Origin of the sequence: Mongoliibacter ruber (assembly GCF_003003005.1) — a bacterium.
Taxonomy (GTDB): Bacteria; Bacteroidota; Bacteroidia; order Cytophagales; family Cyclobacteriaceae; genus Mongoliibacter; species Mongoliibacter ruber.
The window spans coordinates 365,510-386,210 of sequence record NZ_PVTR01000003.1; the positions used below are offsets into that span (position 1 = coordinate 365,510).

The window sequence follows — 20,701 nt, forward strand, 5'->3', positions numbered from 1 at the left end:
CTCCCATAAAAGGAGCTGTTTTTTTCTATTTTTGTTTATATGCAAGCCTCATTTTACAAAGTCAACGAACACCATAATCTACCAGACCAACCGGGTGTTTATAAATACTATAACGAAGCAGGGGAGCTTATTTATGTAGGCAAAGCCAAAAGCCTTAAAAAAAGAGTCTCTTCATATTTTGTGAAGGCAACAGGCTTGAACCACAAAACCAGGCGGATGGTAAAGGAAATCATCAAAATTGAGATTGCACTAGTCAATTCTGAATTTGATGCTTTGCTGCTCGAAAATAATTTAATTAAACAAAATCAGCCCAAATATAATATTCTACTAAGGGATGATAAAACTTACCCATATCTCCTAGTCACTGATGAGCATTTCCCTCAAATCTACCCGACAAGAAGGATGCAGGCTGGAAAAGGCACCTACTATGGCCCATTTGCTTCGGTCAAAGCTATGAATAATGTTTTGGAACTCATCAGGTCGATATTTACAGTTCGCACATGCAGACTGGACTTAAGTCCTGAAAAAATCAGGGAAGAAAAATACAAAGTATGCCTAGAATATCATCTTGGCAACTGCTTAGGTCCATGTGAAGGGCACCAAAAGGAAAAAGATTACTTGAAGGATATTGAGCAAGCCAAACACATTCTGAAGGGTAATTTAGCTTTGGCCAAGAATTTCTTTAAGGATAAAATGCAGGAAGAAGCTGAAAAACTTGCATTTGAAAAGGCTCAATACTTCAAACAGAAACTTGAGCTTTTAGAAAAGTATCAGGCAAAATCTTTGATTGCCAATCCATCAATAAGGGATCTTGATGTCTTCGCCATTGTCACAGATGAGAAGTGTGCATATGTGAACTTCCTAAAGATCATCAATGGCTCTGTAATCATCACAAAAACGGTAGAACTTAAAAAGAAACTGGACGAAACCGAATCAGAATTGCTCCTCACAGCGATTGTGAGACTTAGAGACCAATTTCAAAGCAATGCTTCTGAGATTATCATCAATATTCCATTGGATGAAGAGTATGAAGGACTGAATATTTCTGTACCCAAAATCGGAGACAAGAAAAAACTCATTGACTTGTCTCTTAAAAATGCCAAATACTACAAACAAGAAAAGCTTCTCGCATCAGGTGAAGTAAAGGACAAAAAATTCAGGGTGTTAAAGCAATTACAGTCAGACTTATCACTCAAAGATATGCCTGATCATATTGAATGCTTCGATAACTCTAATATTCAAGGTACAAATCCAGTGGCAAGCATGGTGTGCTTCCTGAACGGCAAACCAGCCATTAAAGAATATCGACACTACCATATCAAAACAGTAGAAGGACCCAATGACTTTGCCAGTATGACGGAAGTGGTGGGAAGAAGATACAAGCGCCTCATGGAAGAGGATAAACCCCTTCCTAAACTAATTGTAATAGATGGAGGTAAAGGTCAATTGTCTTCATCTGTAATAGCATTAAAAGAATTAGGCATATATGGAAAGGTCCCTATAATCGGAATTGCTAAGCGACTGGAAGAAATCTACTTCCCAGAAGATCAATTCCCATTACATATTGATAAAAAATCTGAATCCCTGAGACTGTTACAAAGAATTAGAGACGAGGCCCACAGATTTGCAATTACATTCCATAGGAACATAAGGAGTAAAAAAGCGTTTGGTACTGAATTGACAAAAGTAGAAGGTATAGGTAAACAAACAGCTGAAAAACTACTTAAGCACTTCAAGTCTATCAAAAAGATCAGAGAAGCTAAGGAAGAGGAGTTCCTCGAATTAATAGGTGAAGCAAGGACTAAGAAACTTTTGGAATGGCTTGAAAACGAAAAAAGCGGGTAAAACCCGCTTTTTTAATTAAGATATGATTACCATTCCCAGAGACCATTCTCGTATTCGAGTAACTTGTACTCAAAATCTAGTGCATCTAAGAAGGCTTGCAGTTCTGCATTTGGATTATCCGGGTTCACTTTATCCGCAATCAAAGCTTCATCTGAATTTGTATACCTTCTGACTATAGCCCTAAACAACCTCAAGTCAAAAGCCTGATCGTATGTAAGGTTTTTGGAAGTGTTTTGGTAATTGAGCCACTTTGCTTCAGGATGATCTTTGAAGTGATTGTAGAAGTCCTTATACCTGATAAAACCGATAGTTTTTTGACCTGCGTTAGCATTGGTCGGTGAAGGCATTACAAGCTCTATATATTTAATATCAAACTTAGCCTGAGAATGATGTTTGTCAAATACAAAATCCTCTCTGAAATCTAGGTAATACAATTGCTTTACGAAGATACTGTCACCATTTGCTGAAATCCAGAAATTATCTTGAAATTCAGCAATGGATAGAGGTTGCTTAAATTCATCATCAGCAAAAACTTCGAAAGCATTATCATCTACAATAGCCTTATAAATATTATTCATAATACCATTGTTTTTGGTATCGCCAGAACCATACAAAGGCACATTGTATTTTTCCCTTAGGTCAATTCTTCTCCAAACTGCGATTTGATACATTTTATCATCTTCGCGCATTGGTCTTGCAGAATACACCGTATCCATTTGGAACCTTCTGTCTCCTGTATTGGATGGACTTACGCTTGTAGCACCTTGTGCAAAAACGTCAAGTCCAAAGAAAACTCCAATTAGAGTAAATATGCCGATAAGTTTAGCTTTTAATTTCATAGCTAAGTCTATTTAGTAATTCCGTCAGTATAACGAAATTGGTTTTATTTAATTGCCATCCTGATAATTTCAGGTTGGTTATTTTTGATCTTATTACCCCTAAAGTTTGTTCTGGTAACTTCTGTTACCCTAATCACCAAGGCGTCACCACTTCTTGCAGCTGCAAGGAGGTTTCTAATCGCAACATTTTCTCCACTGATCTGAACTCTCTCACGAGGCACTTCATTTCTTAGAAGGATAACTTCTCCTGCCGAAACTTCAAAGTTTGCATCTCTTGCCATAGTTCTTCCAAAGTTGGCCTCCGGTACCGCTCTTACCATTAATGATTGAGGTCCAGGAGCTGGGTAAGCCACACTTAGATCAATAGCACCACGAGCATCAAACAACCTGATTGTTGGAGCAGGAACAGGTTTGATATCGTAATCTACATTACCGATTTTATTGCCACCACTACTTACACCGATCACAACTTTACCTGAGTTTCCAGGAATAACAGTTACCTGACCTGGTCTTTGACCTTTTATGATGTTACCATTTGTAACAGTAAAGTCAGGTGCATAATTATTACCGAGAGCTGGCACATCAATCGTCAAATCATTAGCACAATCTGCATAAAGCTGATTTACCACCTCAGAAGTAACCCTGATAACAGGTTGAGCTACGAAGTATTCATAATCTACATTCAAGACAGAATCCTTACCTGCGATATTTACAGTAATCTCACCTTTCAAAGTTTGTCTTGCAAGACCTCTGTCATCATACTGACCTGCTGGAGGTACAGTGAAACTGATTTCACCAAAACCATCAACTACCGGTACTTCTCTTCCATTTACAGTCATCTTTGGCTGTGCAGAAGAAGATGAGGATGCAATAAATAAATTACCTTCAAACTTAGTACCCGCAGCAACTACATTAGAACTTGCCGCTACACTCGCTTTAAATACATCCGATTTAAAATAGAATGTTCCGATAGAACTTGTGATAGCTGATAATGCTTCACCTTCGATATTCAATACCTCATTTTGGTATTGAGAGATCAAGGCCATTACTGCACCCACTGGAGATTTCACAAAATTCAAATTGACGAAGGTTTTATTCCTTGCCTCTGAATCATTTTTGAAGATCTCTATGTCTTTGGCATCTTTAGCAATGTCTTGGAATTGAAGTTCAATACCCAATCCAGCTAATATTCTGGTAATTTCAGTAGGATAAGAATTTAATCTTTCCTGCATTTCTAGACCTTTCCCTTGATTATTGAAAATCTGGCCCGGTACATCTACATTTTTCAAGCTAGATGTTCTGTACATACCTTGATCATCTTTTGCATTAGATTGAGTGATCAATTCCTGCTTAAGTCCTTCTAAGTAAGTATAAACTTCAGCACTTGCTTTACGCACTTCGCTTGATGCAGCTACTTTTGGTAAATCTCTTTCGTTATTACCTTGTTGTTCTACCGTATTGGCAATGGATGAAACGGTGAATTCATTTTTTTGAATGAAATTCTTTGCCGTTCTTTCAAGGCCATCGTTAAGTAGTACAAATTTTTGTAGGATTTGGTTACTTACCTGTAAAGCCAGCAAAGCTGTCAATACAAGGTACATCATACCAATCATCCGTTGTCTTGGTGTCTCTTTAGCTCCTGCCATTTTACAATTCTAAAAGATTAAACATTTTTTAAATTTGGCTTAACCTTTCATGGCTGTTAGCATACCGCCATAGATTTTATTCAAAGAACTTACGTTTTGATTCAATTTGGCTAATTCATTTTTGAAAGCCTCAGTTTCTTTTCCAGCCTCAGCAAGTCCTTCCATGGCCACTGTAACATTTGAATAGAATTTATTCAATGTTTTGACATGGCTTTGTGCATCTTGAAGCTCCATTTCATAGACATTATTAAGGGCAGAAAGATTTTTGGTGACGGTCAATACCTGACCATGATATGCTTTTGCATCTTCTGAGGCTGAAGATAGTTCTGTAAGAGCCGCAGCGGTCTTACCATAAGATTGATTGATATCAACAAGGGTTTTAGAAGCTGATTTTACATTATCAGCATATTCATTTGTGGCAACTGCCGCATCTGAAATTTTACCCATTTTCTCAGCGGAGGAAGCTAAGTTTTGAATTCCTTTGCCTAAACTGTCAAATAATTCAGGTCCAATTTTGGCATTTGCCAACATCTCGTCAAATTTCTGAGAGATGCCATCATTTGCAGAGGATTTTGCAGGTTTTTTGACTGTAGGTTCTGCTCCAGCTAACTCCGGATAGACCTTTGTCCAGTCGATTTCTTCTTGTTTTGGTTCAAATGCTGAGAGGAAAAAAATTAATGCCTCAGTGGTTAGTCCGACTCCAATCATCAAACTGGCTCCTTGCCAGTCAAGAATCTTAAACATAGCACCCAGGATTACGATAGAAGCACCGATACCATAAATTTTAGGCATGATGTCGCCGTAAAATTTGTATTTGAATGAATTGTTCTTTGCCATTTTAATAGAATGTGAGCGATTAAGTGTTAATTGTTATAATTGATTGTTGTTTATTTATCTTCTTCTTCTTCTGTTGTTATTCACATCCATTGAGCCTGATCTTCCGATAAACGTCATGGATGTCCTGAAACCTATGTGTGCAGTTTTGACGTCTTGGTATTCGTAGGTTCTGGTGCTTGTTTCAAGATAATGTGCTATATCTTTCCAAGATCCACCTCTAATAATTTTTCTGGATTCATTTGGATCATTATAAACTGGATCCAAATCCCAAGTAATGGCACTGGCTACAGGGTTGTAGGCATCCATGACCCATTCGGATACATTTCCCGCCATATTATAAAGGCCAAAACCATTAGGTGCAAAAACATCAACGGGTGCTGTGTAAGCAAATCCATCATCAATATAATTACCTCTTCCAGGCTTGAAGTTGGCCATAAGGCAACCTCTTTTATTTTTGGTGTAAGGACCTCCCCAAGGGTATTTGGCTACATCTTTACCTCCTTTTGCTGCGTACTCCCACTCAGCTTCTGATGGAAGACGGAATCCAGGCATGTCAAAATCCGATCTGTCATTGGCTCGCATGTGGTAAGTTCTCCATTCACAGTACATTTGGGCTTGTTCCCAACTTACACCTACGACAGGATAATTATCAAATGCAGGGTGATCAAAATAAAACTCCATTAGTGGATCTCCATAATGGTAAGAAAAACTGGTAGACCATACAGTGGTGTCTGGAAGGACTTCATCCAAGTTGAAGGTAGGTGGCTCTTTTAGAGTTGTGGGTGTTCCATAATCATACTCTCCAAGTCTTACCGCTTCCAAAAATTGTCTGTATTTATTATTGGACACTTCATACTTGTCCATATAAAATTCAGAGATTGTTATCTGTTTGTTGAAAGAAGATTGGGTATGTGCGATATCTTCATCAGCTTGACCCATCCAAAAAGTCCCTGCCTTAATAGCGACCATATCGACCGGTAAATTTTGCTGCCAGTTTGCTCTTTTGGGAACACCTGTGACTTCACCTCTCCGATTGTCTTTTTCACTTGCACTTCCCCTCTTGCCAAACAGGCCACATCCCTGTAACATACCGGCTACCAAGACGGCTGTAATAAGGGGGAAAATCCGAGCATTCATTTTACTATACATAAAATACACTAATTAAGTTATGTAGATAACTGCACATATTTGTTTGTCTACGAAAGCGAAATTTAAAGGAAAATATAAGAATAACACAAGCTAATTGTTATATTTCCTAGAATATTTTTAAAATCTAAACCTAGGCGTTCTCTGTATTACTCTTTCAAACTCCCTGCTTAAAGGAACAAGATTATAAGTTAGCATAAACTCATGACTTGTAGGGGATTTGGCTTCGAGCCCACCAACCACCAAATCAAAGGCATATCCTAATCTTAAAGAATTATCCCTTAAGATGCTGTAGCCTAACAATAATGATACCGATTCTTCTCCACGATAGGCTAAACCTCCACTTATTTTTTGATTATGTGTCGCTATAACGCTTAGATCATATGAAAAATTATTGAAGGAGACAGATTTTAATAAAAAACTTGGCTCAAACTCCCACATTGCAAAAGTTTTTATCCTATAACCAAATAATAAATAACTATGATTTCTAAGCTGGTTTTCAAAACCGGGAGCATCTACTCCAAAGTCAAAGCCCGGTTGATTTAAATGTCTACTGCTCAAACCTACGTAGTAATTGCCTCTGTCATAAATAGCTCCTAGCCCAAAGTTGAAATTAATCTGGGTATCACTACCCTCTCCTGGAAGGTTTGGGTCGGGGTTAACCGTTCTGAGCTCATCATACTTTAAAGTACTGGAAAAAACACCTCCTGAAGCCCCAACGCTCAACACACCTCTTCTCATATTCCTATGATAGGCTAAAGAAAGATTAATTTCTTGATTATTGGTAACACCAATATTGTCATTGATGAAAGTCAGGCCATAACCGATTTTATAATCTTCCAATAAACCAGTTGCGGTGATCAGCTGGGTAACAGGTGCCTGCCCCCCAGACCCCTGGTAATTCATCCACTGGGTACGATGAAGTGCTGTAAATCTATATCCTGCATCTTTTCCTGAAAATGCTGGATTATAAAATAGCCCATTATACATGTACTGAGTGAACTGAGGATCCTGCTGACCCAAAGCCGAGGGGACTTCATAAATTCCGCAAAAAATTAATACTAATAAGACGACTTTTGGAATTTTCAGCTTATCCATGCAAGTGAAGTTCTTTAATTAAACCCTATTCTACATATTAAAACTGAAAAAGCCCACAAAAGATTATCAATCTCCTAAATTATTTGCCTTTTTGATATAAAGTTCCAATGCTCCAGTCATACTTGGCGCGTTAGGCATAGGTGCTTCAATATCCAAAATTAGGCCTTGATCTCTCACTTCACTCGCTGTGGTGGGGCCGAAAGCAGCTATTCTGGTTTCATTTTGCTTAAAATCAGGGAAATTGTGGGTGAGTGACTTGATACCCGAAGGACTGAAAAATGCCAGAACATCATATTTGATATCTCTCAGGTCAGTTAGGTCTGCAGCCACGGTATGATAAATGACAGCCTCAGTAAATTCGATATTGGATTTTGTGAAATAATTCGGGATTTCATCCTTCCTGATATCCGAGCATGGAAAGAGATACTTTTCAGATTTATGCTTTTTGAAATAATCAAATAAGTCTGATGCAGTCTTTTGACCTACAAAAAGTTTTCTTTTTCTGATGACAATATATTTTTGAAGATAATGAGCCGTTTGATCAGAAATACAGAAATACTTCATATCAGCAGGCATTTCTATTTTCAATTCCTTACAAATTGTAAAAAAATGATCAATGGCATTTCTGCTTGTAAATACCACAGCAGTATGCTTTAGAATATCAATTTTCTGCTTCCTGAATTCCTTGATAGATACCGCCTGCACTTCTATAAATTGTCGGAAGTCAATCTTTAAATTGTACTTCTCAGCAAGTTGAAAATAGGGTGAATTTGGATCGTTGGGTTTTGGCTGGGAAACCAGAATACTTTTAACCGGATTAAGCCTGTCTTTGGTACCTTTACTCATATTCTTAATCTTCTCCTTAAAATTTTTTACTTACTTGACTATCCTATGATCATTTTGGAAATAATCAGAAACGGAATCAGTTCTGCGGTGCAAATGTAAGCAAATAAATGGTAATTTTTAAAGGGCACTCGATTTACCAAAATTATAAACAGGTAGGTGACCCCTATGAGGTAGACCCAAAAGAAAGACCATAGTGCAACTGTAACTACCTCTCCAATAGCTGCCTGATCATTAAGATAAAAATAGGTGATCGCAAGAGTAATTAGGAACAAAGAAATAGAAAGTAACCTCAACAAATAAAAGAAATGTGAAAATTCGTATTTCCCCAAATCAAATACTGCTACAAGTATTTTAAGCACTATAAATTTCAAAATAAACAAGAAAACCAATATTACTGACCCTAACATCCAATTAAAAAACAGGCTGTTCAAACCTCCTACCATCATCTCATTTAATATTTGGATTTCATTTACATACGCCACCATCATGATATTCAGCATCAGCAGCATACTCATCATCAATAGATAAAAAATCACGTCTAAAGAAAAAAACTTTTGAAATATTCCAGCCTCAGAGAAGTCCTCAGCAGTGATCAGCTTTTTGGGAGTTACAAAGTATTCTAATACCACAGGAAAAATCCCTTTGAAAATGGATGCCAGCAATAATATTATCACAAGCCCGCTCAAATAAAAGTCGCTAAAGGAAGAAAGTTTCCTTTTCCCTAAATCAAATTCTCCCAAAAAAGGCAATTCTTCGGATATCCGCTGATTGCTGAAATAACCTTTTTTCACAGAAAGATCAGATAACCTGTTGCTATCATTAAGAGCTGTAAATTCTACATTGTAGTTGCTTCCGCTTACGAAAAGACCCTTGAGCCTGTCAATACCTATCGTCAACAAAGTATCTTCCATCGTATGGAACCAAAGTTTTTCATTCATAAATATGGTAGTCCCTCCTGGAATGTCAAACTTGAAATTGCTTTTTGGAAATGTTGCTAAGTCAAGGGTGACTTGTGAGGTGTAACTGGAACCCAACCAACCTCTCTGATGACTTCCTCTTAACTTCGAATCATAGTTCTCTATAATCTGAGCAGATAATGATGAGGTCAGAATAAAAAAAATCAATGTGCTTAGAATGCTGAGCTTTTTTCCCATAATTTAAAACCTGCCAGTATAACCAAAATGAATCTTAGACAGATTCAATGCAAAATCCTGAGCATTTGAACCACCTAAGGCATAAATAAAATTAAAGATCCCGTTTCCAGTTTCAAGACTGAAACCCAAGCCGACGGCATAAGGGAAATCCACAGGTAGATTCTGTATCCTATTTTCCAGTCTCGCTACATCGGCAAAAATCATAAAATATGAATAGGTATCAAAATAATATCTTGGTTCAATATTTAAATAGACATAATTGTTGGCGAAAAAGAAATTCTCATTGAAGCCTCTTATGGTCCGCAAACCTCCAAGTCGGTATAAATCGTTCACAAACAAGTTGGGGTTTTCCATAAATCCTCCTGTCAGCCTACTATAAAGTCCCCAATTCATATTTTTGTAAAAATGCTTTTCCAAAGAGCCTCTAAAATAATATTGAAGACTTCTTAAACTCAAATCTTCATACACTTGTGCCGGTAAAGCCGTATTGACCAGTATATTTTTATTTCCTATAGCAAATTCCAGTTTGGCCAAAGCACCTCTCCTGGGAAAAAACACATCATCTAGCCACGATTTATCGAAACCAAGCCCATAATTGTTAAACCTAAAATCGCCCACTTCTGGAAACCTTAAATTATCTGGAGATGCAGAAATGCCCAACAAATCTCCAGCTTGCCTCCTAGTGAAAAAACGCAGATAAGAACCGCCATCCATTCTATACCCAAAATCCAACCTGAAATCACGGGTCAAAAAAGTACTGTCTTCTTTAAGCAGGGAAAAAGAAGCCTGTACATCCAAATTAGAACCAAGAAGTAGTGGCTCCAAAGCAGATACTTGGAGACTTTGAGAAAATTGGTTGAATCTCTGCCAATGGAGTTCGTAATTCCTGCCTCGTCCAGCTACATTATATAATAATAGGTCAAATTGACCCGTAATCAGAAGACCACTTCCTTCCAGTTCGTTGGGTAAAAAACCTATGATCCCATCAATGGAATTGATTTTACGGTCATCTATGGGAAGGTATAAAGTGGCTTCTTCATTTTGGAAACTTAACTCTGGTTCCCCACTCCATTTGAGATAAGGCAATTCATTGATTTGGCGAAGGCTGTTATTTATTTTTTTTTGAGAAAAAGGGCTGGCAGGTGTGATTTGTAAAAATTTTGATAAAAACTTTTTATTGATCTTTGAATCACCCGTGACTTGGAGGCTATCAAAACTGATAAAAGGTCCCGAATCATAATATAAAGCTGCTGAAATCTTACTGCTTTCTTCTGTTATGCTGTCCAACTTGACTGAGGCAAAAGGATATCCCTCGTTTTCTGACACAGTCAATATGCTTTCAAATACTCTTGAAAGCTCTGCGTAATTAAAGTTTCGCTTTTCAAACTGCCTTGTATCCGTCCCTGACTTAATCAATATTGATTCCGGTAAATTACCCAGACCTAAACTATACCATTCATACTTTTCTCCAGTTTCTATCGACAAAAACAAAGAATCCTCCCCGACTGGCACTTCTGAAATTAACGGGATCAAGTAACCTCTCTGATGTAACTCTGAAAGCAACCCACTCTTAAACTCCCTGAGTTCAGCTTCACTTCCTAACTTTACGGTATCCCTTTGGCTGATATCTCCTGCAATCTCATACTTCATCCACAACTGCTGCTGCGCAATCAACTGAACTTGTAGCAAAATCAATATTGACGTTAGGATTAATTTCAAGTCGGGCTAAGGAGTTTCCTGTATATTTGTAGGCTAAAGTATAAAATTTGTCTGGTATCTATATCCATATTCCTTTCTGTAAACAGGCTTGTCACTATTGTGATTTCCATTTTAGCACCAACCTGACCCAAATGGACACGATGGTAAGGATGTTATGCGAAGAAATAGCGCTAAGAAAAACCTTTTTCAAGGACAACTCACCTATCGAAAGCATTTATTTTGGTGGTGGAACACCTTCTATTCTTCAGACCCATCACCTTGATTTAATCCTCAATGCAATCTATTCTAATTATAGATTGGATATCAAAGAACTTACCCTTGAGGCCAATCCTGATGACCTTAACACTGAAAAACTCAAAGGATTCAAAAAATTAGGATTCAACAGGTTGAGTATTGGGATTCAGAGTTTCGACCAGCAGGTCCTGGAATTTTATAATAGAGCGCACTCTGCAAAAGAGTCTTTAATAGCAATTGACCTGGCCAAATCGGCCGGTTTTGAGAAACTATCCGTAGACTTAATCTATGGCTATCCGCATCATGATCATAGTATTTGGCAAAAGGACTTGCTAACAGCCTTAAGTCTTGACCCGGGACACATCAGCAGTTATGCATTGACAATTGAACCAAAGACAGCCTTGGGCAATTGGAGCAAAAAAGGGAAGTTTCAGGAGGCAAGCGAAGATTTTGTGGCCGAACAGTTTGAGCTATTGGTAGAGGAAAGTGAGAAGGCAGGATATGTCCAATATGAAATTTCCAATTTTGGAAAGGAAGGGCATTTTGCCTTACACAATTCAAGTTATTGGAAAAACATCCCCTATCTTGGTGTAGGTCCAGGTGCCCACTCCTATGATGGGAACTCACGTGGAGCCAACATTGCCAACAACAACCTTTACATTAAAAAACTGCAGCTGGGTGAACTCCCATTTGAAATTGAACCGATGGAACAGTCCGACAGCTGCAATGAATACATACTCACTTCCTTGCGAACTATTTGGGGCACAGACCTGAATTACCTCAAAGAGAAGTTTGGTGTAGATTTACTTTCCCGCCAAGAAACAATTCTGCTTGGCCTCCAGAAAGAGGGTTTGATTGCCATAACTGAGGACAAAATTACTTTGAGCAAAAAGGGCAAAATCCTAGCCGATGGAATTGCCGCTTCCTTATTTATTGATTGAATTGACTACCTTTGAACCATGCAGGATAAGTACAGAGACTTCAGTAAGCGTAAAAAAGAAGCCACGCCCTTGAGTGAGGCTTTTGAAGATTTGCTTAGAGCTTACAGACTCAAAGACACTTACGAAGAAAAGCACCTAATTCAATCCTGGCCTGAACTAATGGGCAAAACTGTAGCTTCACGAACTAGTTCGCTCTACATCAAGGACAAGAAGCTTTTTGTAAAAATCACTTCCGGTCCTATCAAAAAAGAGCTCTCCATGAACAGAACCAAGGTCATGGGAATCATCCAAGATAAATTCGGCTCTGCCATCATTGAGGAAATCGTCTTTTTGTAATCAATCCTGCGCAGCAAACACCCTTCTCATCAGTGCAGATGTTCTTTGCAATGGGTTTTCTCTGATGTTTTTTTCTTCCTCCTCGATCAATTTGAACAGACCATCAATAGCCTTGTCTGTAACATAGGCATTCAGGTCTGGATCTATACTTCTATTTGTCAATGGGATAGCATTGTAAGTGTTTGCAATATCTCCGTAGAATCGTGTAGCACCAACCTGATTGAGAGATTCTTCAATTTTGGGTTGAAAAAGGGCTATCAATTGGTCTTCTGTAGTTCTCCTCAAAAAAGTAGTCGCTGCATCCTGATCTCCTTGAAGCAAGTTAAAAGCATCTTGGATGGTAAGTTGTCTAATTGCATTGATAAAAATAGGTTTTGCTTCTTTTGCAGCACTTTCGGCACCTCTATTTATCGCAAGAAGCGCCCTGTCTACTTCTGATCCAAGTCCAATCTGTCTCAAAGTGTTTTCCACTCTCCTCGCATCTTCGGGTAAAAGTATCCTGATCATATCATTCCCAAAAAATCCATCCGTTTCAGATGCCTGATCCGCCCCTTTACTTATTCCTTGGATCAAAGCTTCTTTCAAACCTTGAGAAACCTCTTCCTGAGTCAGTGGTGCAGAGCCACCGGCAGCTTGTAAAATTCTATTGATATCAGCGGAAGAACAGCTTAACAAAAACAAACAGCAAAGGAAAAATGAACTGTAATATAAACGCATAAAGATTTTTTTAAGATATTAACAATAATTAGTAATGTAAGAGATAAACGCTAGCAGGTTAATTAAGTTAGTTTTGGTAATATTGCGATTCATTCTGCCTAATGATCAAAATCCCAAACCCAAATATCGGAAAAGTTAGTCTATTGGTCGCTATACTGACCTGGCTGGCCTTACTTTTTGTTGATATCACCAGGATTTTTGGGATAGTCAATCAAATGGAATCAGGTGTGATGCCTGAGGTTTCCTTCATTCTGGAAATTATTTTCTTCATTACGGTTTACATTTTTTACAACTATAACATTTCCAGAAATGAGGATAATGATTTCCTTAACCTCATCTGGAGAGGTGCTTCTACGGGATTGGTTGCATCTGGCGTATCCATTTTTATAGGACTCTTTTATACCATGCTTGGTGACTCAAAGCTCGCAAGTGATATCCTACTCAAAAACTTTTTCTACCATGTCACATTTGCTTTGATAACGCTCTTCTTGATTTCCTGCAGTTTACTTTGGAAACACCTCATCCTTTATCAAAGGACCAAAAACATAGTCAAACAGTGGCAACTCTTTGAAATTTTACTGATGGTGAGTATGTTTTTTATTTTTTTCAATAAAAACTCACTCGATTACAGTTTCCTGTTCGGCCTTGTAATAATCACGATTTTCTCAATATCACTGTCAATCAACCTTAAATGGATTCCCTACCTTACTTTCAAAGAAAAGTGGAAGTCAATCCTTTTCCTGGTTATCATTCTTTTTTCTGTTACTTATCTGTTTGGGCAAGTCCTGACTTACAGTGAAAGTGACTTGATCATTGTTAATCTTACAGATAACCTGTTTTTGATTGGGCTTTTCACATTCGTGTTTTTTTACACACTCTTCAGCTTTTTGGTAACATTATTCAACCTTCCTACTTCTTCGGTTTTTGAACAAAAACTGATAGAAGCCATCAATTTCCAGAGGCTCAGTCAATCTATCAAGCCCGGACAAAACGAAAATCAGGTTTTGGATATCCTCATTGATTCAAGCATGAGTGCTGCCTATGCCGATGCTGGGTGGTTGGAAGTCAAAGACCAGGAGGATCAGACTATTTTCCTTCATGAGAGGTTTATAGAAAAAGATACCACATTTCAACTTTACCGGCATATCAATGCCATGAAGCCTTTCAGTAATTTTGATTGGGACAAATCAGGAAATGAAAACAAAGTTTTCCAAGGAAAAATTGACTTAGCTCCTTACAAATCAGCTTTGGTCATTCCTCTTGTAATCAATCAAAACACCATGGGCCGCTTATATTTGGTCAAAGAAGTCAAAGATGGTTTCAACAAGGAAATGATCAATATCATTTCCACGTTTGTAGGACAGGCCTGTATCTCGGTAGAAAATTATAGGCTTTTGAACGAGGCCATCAAAAATGAGCGATACAAAGAGGAACTCAAAATTGCACAGAGGGTACAGAGGAGTCTCTTGCCTAAAGAACTGCATCGTGATGAATCCTTCGACATTGCGGCATTTTCCGTAGCTGCCGATGAAGTCGGAGGAGACTATTATGAAACTTATCCTATTGGTCCACGTAAGTTTGCTGTAATCATAGGGGACGTGTCCGGCAAAGGCACCTCGGCGGCTTTCAATATGTCTCAGATGAAAGGTATATTTCACAGTCTTGTACAGCTTAGCCCAAGCCCATCAGAATTTATCAAGAAAGCCAATGTCGCACTTGGTCTTTGTCTTGAAAAAAACCACTTTATCACCAGCTCCTTTTACATTATCGATACTGAACTGAAGACGGTCACATATAGCAGGGCTGGACATTGCCCTACACTCTACTTTAGTCACTCTACACAAGAATGCGAGTATTTAAGTATAGATGGAATGGGACTTGGAATTCTGAGAAACAGCATGTTTGACAAATATGTGCACGAAAAAACTTTCAACTTCGAAGCGGGGGATGCCATGTTGCTTTTCACTGATGGAGTAATCGAAGCAAAAAACGAGGCAGGAACTGAGTTTGGTTATGAAAGGTTAAAAATGGTCCTCAAATCCAATTGTAATCTATCCCCAAGTCAAATTCACGAAAAGATAATCGAGGAAGTCTACAATTTCATCGGTAAAAACGTAGTCATTGACGATGATTACTCAATGGTAGTCATCAAATTTCAATAAGAACCAAAGGAATTATAAAGCGTATATTCAGACATGCTGGAAATCAAAACAATCAAAGAAGAAAAATATTCAATCTTGCAATTGGAGGGGGAAGTGGATGCCAGCAATTCGGTGGAATTAGACAGTAGTATCCAGCAATTATTGGAAGCAGGGGAAACAGGGATTTTGGTTGATGCTTCAAGCCTGGAATACATATCCTCTGCAGGGCTTGGGGTATTCATGTCGTATTTGGAAGATTTCCATGAAAAAAACATCAAAATGGTCATTTTCGGCTTGAAGGAAAAAGTTTATCAGGTCTTTGTGATATTGGGGTTAGACAAACTGATGAATATTAAAAACACGAAGGAAGAGGCGTTAGAGGAAATATAATGGATCAAAAGCTAAGGCTATATTGTAATACAGATCAATTGGTCAATTTAAGGCAATTCCTAAATGGAAAACTTAGTGGCACCACAATGTCTGAAATTGAAAGCATGCAGGTCATTCTGGCGGTAGAAGAAGTATGCGCCAACCTCATCATCCACAGTCACGAATGTAATCCCACTGAATTTATTGAACTCAATGTTATGAGGAAAAATGGCTCCATAGTAATCGAAATCAAAGATTATGGAAGAGGCTTCAACATACTTGAGTATCAGGAACCCAATATAGACCAGGTTTTGAAAACCAAAAGAAAAGGCGGATTGGGCATCATGTTAGTCAAAAAAATCATGGACAAAATTGAATTTGAGTCCAACGGCACCAAAAACATCTGCAGATTGTTTAAGAATCTCTAATCCAAATAATTGTTAATTATTAGTTGAATGTGCGCTTTTGCCCATTATTCTTCATATAAATTTGTAACATTGCAGTAGGAATTTGGTATGTCGCATTTTATGAATCAAAAATACTTCTGGTATTCTATTTTATTTGTTGCCTTCTCTTGTAGCCCTAAGGCTACTGTTGTAAAGGAAGAAAGTCAGGAAGAAAAACGACAAGAACTCCTCACTATTGATGGGGAAGAAATTTATCCTGAGGAATTTTTATATCTCTTGTCCAAAAACAGAGAGTTTCAGGAAAATGATAAAAAATTGTCTCCCGAAGAACTAGAGGAGAATTTCAATCTTTTTGTCAATTACAAACTTAAAGTCAAAGAAGCAGAAAAAATCGGCCTAGACACTTTAGAAGACTTCCGCAAGGAGTTTGATATGTTTAAGCAAGATCTGATCAAGCCTTATTTGATTCAAAACTCACTTCAGGAAGGAGAATTGCAAAAGGCCTACAATAGGATGAATGAAACCATCAAAGCCAGCCATATCCTACTCCAATTTCCAGCTAATGCAAGTAGAGAAGACAGTGTGGCGGTGTTAAGAATGGCTCTCAAACTAAAGGCAGATGCCGAACAAGGCGCCGATTTCAATCAGCTTGCTTTTGAGCATTCTGACGACCCTTCAGCCAAAGACAATGGAGGAAGTTTGGGCTATTTCACTTCGCTTCAGATGGTTCATCAGTTTGAGGATGCCGCTTATTCACTTGATATAGGAGAAATTTCAGATCCTGTTTTGACCAATTTTGGATACCATATCATCAAATTAGAAGACAGAAAACCTAATCCCGGTGAAATCCGCGTTTCACATATTTTGGTCAGAAGCCAACAAGGAGATCCTGTTTCGGAAGAAAGGGCGCTTAGAAAAGTCGGTGACATCTACGCAGAACTTCAAAAGCCAGAGAGCCTTTGGGAAGAAGTTTGTGAGATGTACTCTGAAGACCTAGGAAGCAAAAATTCCGGAGGCAAACTTCCATGGATAGGTCTTGGATCAGTGATTCCTGAGTTTGAAAGAGCTGCATTCGGACTTTCTGAAATTGGGGAGATTTCAAGTCCTGTAAAGACTCCCTATGGCTATCACATCATCCGACTTGAAGAAAGAAAACCCATAGCAAGCTTTGAAGAAATGGAGCCTCAGATCAAGTCCAGGATATTGAGGGACAGCCGTTCCTCCCTTATCCAATCTCAGGTGACGGCTATGCAAAAATCAAGGTACAGCTTTGCTGAGAATGAAAATATAATCGATGAAGTGCGGACGATAGTGGATGCAGACCTCAGGAATGCCAGGGAAAAAATTGAAGCGGCCAACCTTTCCGACAGCTTATTATTCCATACCAATTTGGATTCCAAATCAGTAGCCGACTTTATGGAATTCCTTCAGACTGAAAGGATACAAACCAGGCCAGGCTCAGTGAATGATTTTAGTTCTTCATATGACAAGTTTGTAGAAGTCTCTTTGAATAAAACAGAGGAGAAAGACCTTGCTGAAAATAATGAAGAGTATAAAATGCTCTTGCAAGAATATAGAGACGGGATTTTATTGTTTTCATTGATGAATGAAAAGGTATGGCAAAAAGCACTGCAAGATGAAGATGGTCAGCTCCAATTTTATGAAGACAACAAAGATAAATACCAATGGAAAGATAGAGTAGAAGCCATAATTGTCAATATGGGTGTAGAAGAATATACAAATTCGGTCAGAAGGTTTTTGACTGGCAAAGTGTATAAAAAAGATTTAGCAGACCGATTGGAAAACACTTTCCTTTTAGACAATCCCCTGGCCTTTACAATGGATGAAAATTCCTTCGAAATAGAATCTCATCCCATTTTGAGCAAAGCAGATCTTTCTAAGAATTTTCAAGAATTGAAAATTAATAACAAAACAACATTTGTCATCATAGGACAAAGAATTCCAAAAGGGAATAAAGAGTTTGACGAAACACGAGGTAAAGTAATACAGGATTATCAAGAATTCTTGGATAAGCAGATGGTAGCATCTCTTCGAGAAAGCTATCAGGTCCAAATCAACGAGGATGAAAAAAAGAAGATCTACGATAGAGTGGTCGCTGACTAAATTAAGTGTTCTTGGATTTCTATTTATAATTTCTTCCTGTGACCTTTTCGAGTTTAGGTCCACCGAAGAAGATGACGATGACAATCCAATAGTAGCTGAAGTCAATGGCAGTGAATTGAGGCAATCTGAGTTGAAGCTGGTATCTACAATAGGCATGAATTCTTCTGACAGCACAGCCATGATCAACAGGTATGTGCAGTCTTGGGTCAGGAAACAGCTGATGATACGGGAGGCCACCAAGTCAATGGCCTTTGATGAAGCTGAAATCAACAGGAAATTGCTTGACTACAAATACACCTTAATGGTATATGAGTTTGAAAAAGCCTTTTTGGAAGAAAACCTTGATGAAAGTATCTCCAATCAGGAGATAGAAGCTTACTACAAGCAAAATCAGGAGAACTTTAGCCTAAAGGAAATCATAGTAAGGTGTAATTTCTTAAAAATGGATAAAAGCAGTAACCAAAACAGAAATCTGGAGAGATTATTGCCAAGACCTGAAGGAAGCCAAAGTGATGCGATCAATGAAATTGCATTAAAATATGCCAACAACTACTTCTTGGAAGATTCTACCTGGATTAGATTTGAGGACATCATTCTAAATACTCCTTTGGCTGATCATCCCAATAAAGTGGGATTGATTAAAAGTAATTCAGTGATCAACGTGGAAGATGATAGATATAAATATTACTTCCGGATTTTGGAATATAAATTGCAAGACCAAATACCTCCTGTAGAATTTGTCAAAGAAGAAATTTCCAAGATTCTAGTAAATAAAAAAAGAGTTGGTCTAATAGAACAATTTCAAAAAGAAATATACAACCGTGCACTTGAAAATAATGAGTTTAAAATATATGAGTAGCTTAAAATACCTGATCTTATCAATTGTCTCTCTTGTGGTGATCAATTCAGCAAAGGCCCAGACAGTAGAAGCTGAGGAAGAACAAAAACCAGCAAATGCCACACCTACTTCAGGGCAGGTACTTGACAAAATTGTAGCCAAGGTCAATAACTACATTTTGTTGGAATCTGATGTTCAGCAAGCTTATCTTGAAGCTATTGCCCAATCACAGCAAGATTTTGATCCACCATCCCGCTGTGATGTCTTCGAATCTCTGCTTATCAACAAGCTGATGGTTGCCAAGGCAGAAATTGACTCCATTCAGGTGACAGATGCAGAGGTTGTTTTTCAAGCAGACCAAAGGCTAACTATGGTCATGCAGCAGTTTGGCGGTGATGAAGAATTACTCGCTGAGATATATGGTAAAACAGCGGATCAACTTAAATCTGAAATCGAAGATCAGTTGAGAGAACAGCTTATTGTACAGAAGATGCAGCAGAGAATCACGGATGGATTGACAGTGTCTCCAGCCGAGGTGAGAAAATTCTACAACAGCATTCCTAGAGACTCCCTGCCATTTTTCTCAGCCGAGGTAACTGTAGGTCAAATCGTCAAAAAACCTGATGTTTCTCAAAGTGTAAAAAATGATATCATCGCAGAGATGAGAGAGTATAAGCGGAAAATTGATTCTGGAGAGTCTGATTTTCAAACGCTAGCCACCAACCACTCACAAGATCCAGGGTCCGCTATGCAAGGTGGTGAATTAGGATTCTTCAGAAGAGGCGAATTGGCACCTGAATACGAAGCTACAGCCTTGGGACTAAGACCAGGGGAAATCAGTGAACCGATTGAGACACAATTTGGATTCCACATGATTCAACTGCTTGAAAGAAGAGGAAATACTTATAATTCAAGGCATATCCTGCTTCGCCCACTACCATCAGAAGATGATATCAAAAAAGCAGAAAGGTACCTCGATAGTTTGAGGCAACAAATCATAGAAGAAAAAATAGAGTTTTCCAAAGCTGCCAAAAACCATTCTGATGACAGACCAACTTCAGATAATGGAGGCTTCTTCTCTGATCCTCAAAATCAATCCAATAGACTTACCCTAAGAACATTGGAAGATCCTGTATTATACTTCACCCTTGATTCCATGAAGGTAGGTTCAATTACTACTCCTATGAGATTTGAAGATGAACGTGAGGGTACCAAAGTAAGGATTCTCTTCTACAAAGAAAGGTATCCGGCACATAGGGCCAATATGGAGGATGATTTTGAAAAATTAAAAGCTGCAACCCGTAGAAAGAAAGAAGACGATATCCTGAGCAGATGGTTCGTAGGTGCAAAGGAGGATGTTTTTATAGATATTGATCCATCCTACGACCGATGTGAGGTTTTGAAGGATTAAAAAAAAACCGCTGTGTCATCACAGCGGTTTTTTTTTGCTTAAAGAGATTGAAA

18 protein-coding genes are annotated in these 20,701 nt (G+C 38.2%); 9 read left to right on the forward strand and 9 right to left on the reverse strand.

Going from position 1 to position 20,701, the window contains the following annotated elements:
- The first annotated feature begins 39 nt into the window (after positions 1-39).
- Positions 40-1,845: an excinuclease ABC subunit UvrC gene (gene uvrC / locus CLW00_RS07255; RefSeq protein ID WP_106132988.1), complete on the forward strand. Its 1,806-nt coding sequence runs from the start codon at positions 40-42 to the stop codon at positions 1,843-1,845.
- Between the two features lie 26 nt (positions 1,846-1,871).
- Here uvrC and porN read toward each other — a convergent pair whose 3' ends face one another.
- From porN to CLW00_RS07295, 8 genes are all read right to left on the reverse strand, one after another.
- Positions 1,872-2,684, reverse strand: coding sequence for a type IX secretion system ring subunit PorN/GldN (gene porN / locus CLW00_RS07260; protein WP_106132989.1), 813 nt, complete (start codon positions 2,682-2,684; stop codon positions 1,872-1,874).
- Positions 2,685-2,728: 44 nt separating this feature from the next.
- Positions 2,729-4,330, reverse strand: coding sequence for a type IX secretion system motor protein PorM/GldM (gene porM / locus CLW00_RS07265; RefSeq protein ID WP_106132990.1), 1,602 nt, complete (start codon positions 4,328-4,330; stop codon positions 2,729-2,731).
- 39 nt (positions 4,331-4,369) lie between these two features.
- Positions 4,370-5,167 carry a type IX secretion system motor protein PorL/GldL gene (gene porL / locus CLW00_RS07270; RefSeq protein WP_106132991.1) on the reverse strand — a complete coding sequence of 266 codons (798 nt, stop codon included), beginning with the start codon at positions 5,165-5,167 and terminating at the stop codon, positions 4,370-4,372.
- Between the two features lie 54 nt (positions 5,168-5,221).
- The gene (gene porK / locus CLW00_RS07275; RefSeq protein ID WP_106132992.1) at positions 5,222-6,316 is read right to left on the reverse strand and encodes a T9SS ring complex lipoprotein PorK/GldK; all 1,095 of its coding nucleotides are present in this window, start codon (positions 6,314-6,316) and stop codon (positions 5,222-5,224) included.
- 117 nt (positions 6,317-6,433) lie between these two features.
- On the reverse strand, positions 6,434-7,411 hold the full coding sequence (locus tag CLW00_RS07280; protein ID WP_106132993.1) for a PorP/SprF family type IX secretion system membrane protein: 978 nt from the start codon (positions 7,409-7,411) through the stop codon (positions 6,434-6,436).
- Positions 7,412-7,477: 66 nt separating this feature from the next.
- Positions 7,478-8,257, reverse strand: a complete 780-nt coding sequence (locus CLW00_RS07285) for a uroporphyrinogen-III synthase (RefSeq protein WP_106132994.1) — start codon at positions 8,255-8,257, stop codon at positions 7,478-7,480.
- A gap of 38 nt (positions 8,258-8,295) precedes the next feature.
- On the reverse strand, positions 8,296-9,411 hold the full coding sequence (locus CLW00_RS07290; protein WP_106132995.1) for a DUF4271 domain-containing protein: 1,116 nt from the start codon (positions 9,409-9,411) through the stop codon (positions 8,296-8,298).
- Between the two features lie 3 nt (positions 9,412-9,414).
- Positions 9,415-11,130 carry a BamA/TamA family outer membrane protein gene (locus CLW00_RS07295; RefSeq protein WP_106132996.1) on the reverse strand — a complete coding sequence of 572 codons (1,716 nt, stop codon included), beginning with the start codon at positions 11,128-11,130 and terminating at the stop codon, positions 9,415-9,417.
- A gap of 47 nt (positions 11,131-11,177) precedes the next feature.
- Between CLW00_RS07295 and hemW the strand changes: the two genes are divergently transcribed.
- Together hemW and CLW00_RS07305 are read left to right on the forward strand one after the other, a co-directional pair.
- Positions 11,178-12,305 (forward strand): radical SAM family heme chaperone HemW, encoded by a 1,128-nt coding sequence (hemW, locus tag CLW00_RS07300; RefSeq protein ID WP_106132997.1) that lies wholly within the window; start codon positions 11,178-11,180, stop codon positions 12,303-12,305.
- Between the two features lie 18 nt (positions 12,306-12,323).
- On the forward strand, positions 12,324-12,641 hold the full coding sequence (locus CLW00_RS07305) for a DciA family protein (protein ID WP_106132998.1): 318 nt from the start codon (positions 12,324-12,326) through the stop codon (positions 12,639-12,641).
- On the opposite strand, the gene CLW00_RS07310 is transcribed toward CLW00_RS07305, so the two are convergent.
- The gene (locus tag CLW00_RS07310) at positions 12,642-13,358 is read right to left on the reverse strand and encodes a DUF4197 domain-containing protein (protein WP_106132999.1); all 717 of its coding nucleotides are present in this window, start codon (positions 13,356-13,358) and stop codon (positions 12,642-12,644) included.
- Between the two features lie 101 nt (positions 13,359-13,459).
- Here CLW00_RS07310 and CLW00_RS07315 point away from each other — a divergent pair, with 101 nt between their 5' ends.
- From CLW00_RS07315 to CLW00_RS07340, 6 genes are all read left to right on the forward strand, one after another.
- The gene (locus CLW00_RS07315) at positions 13,460-15,520 is read left to right on the forward strand and encodes a PP2C family protein-serine/threonine phosphatase (RefSeq protein ID WP_106133000.1); all 2,061 of its coding nucleotides are present in this window, start codon (positions 13,460-13,462) and stop codon (positions 15,518-15,520) included.
- 33 nt (positions 15,521-15,553) lie between these two features.
- Positions 15,554-15,889, forward strand: a complete 336-nt coding sequence (locus CLW00_RS07320; RefSeq protein WP_106133001.1) for an STAS domain-containing protein — start codon at positions 15,554-15,556, stop codon at positions 15,887-15,889.
- Positions 15,889-16,296, forward strand: coding sequence for an ATP-binding protein (locus CLW00_RS07325; protein ID WP_106133002.1), 408 nt, complete (start codon positions 15,889-15,891; stop codon positions 16,294-16,296). Before CLW00_RS07320 ends, CLW00_RS07325 begins: the two co-directional genes overlap by 1 nt.
- 99 nt (positions 16,297-16,395) lie before the next feature.
- Complete coding sequence (locus CLW00_RS07330; protein WP_106133003.1) at positions 16,396-18,399, forward strand: peptidylprolyl isomerase; 2,004 nt, start codon at positions 16,396-16,398, stop codon at positions 18,397-18,399.
- A complete protein-coding gene (locus CLW00_RS07335; RefSeq protein WP_106133004.1) occupies positions 18,359-19,258 on the forward strand; it encodes a peptidylprolyl isomerase in 900 nt (299 codons plus the stop codon). Before CLW00_RS07330 ends, CLW00_RS07335 begins: the two co-directional genes overlap by 41 nt.
- Positions 19,251-20,648, forward strand: a complete 1,398-nt coding sequence (locus tag CLW00_RS07340) for a peptidylprolyl isomerase (protein WP_245917190.1) — start codon at positions 19,251-19,253, stop codon at positions 20,646-20,648. The genes CLW00_RS07335 and CLW00_RS07340 overlap by 8 nt, the downstream gene beginning before the upstream one ends.
- The last annotated feature ends 53 nt before the right edge of the window (positions 20,649-20,701 follow it).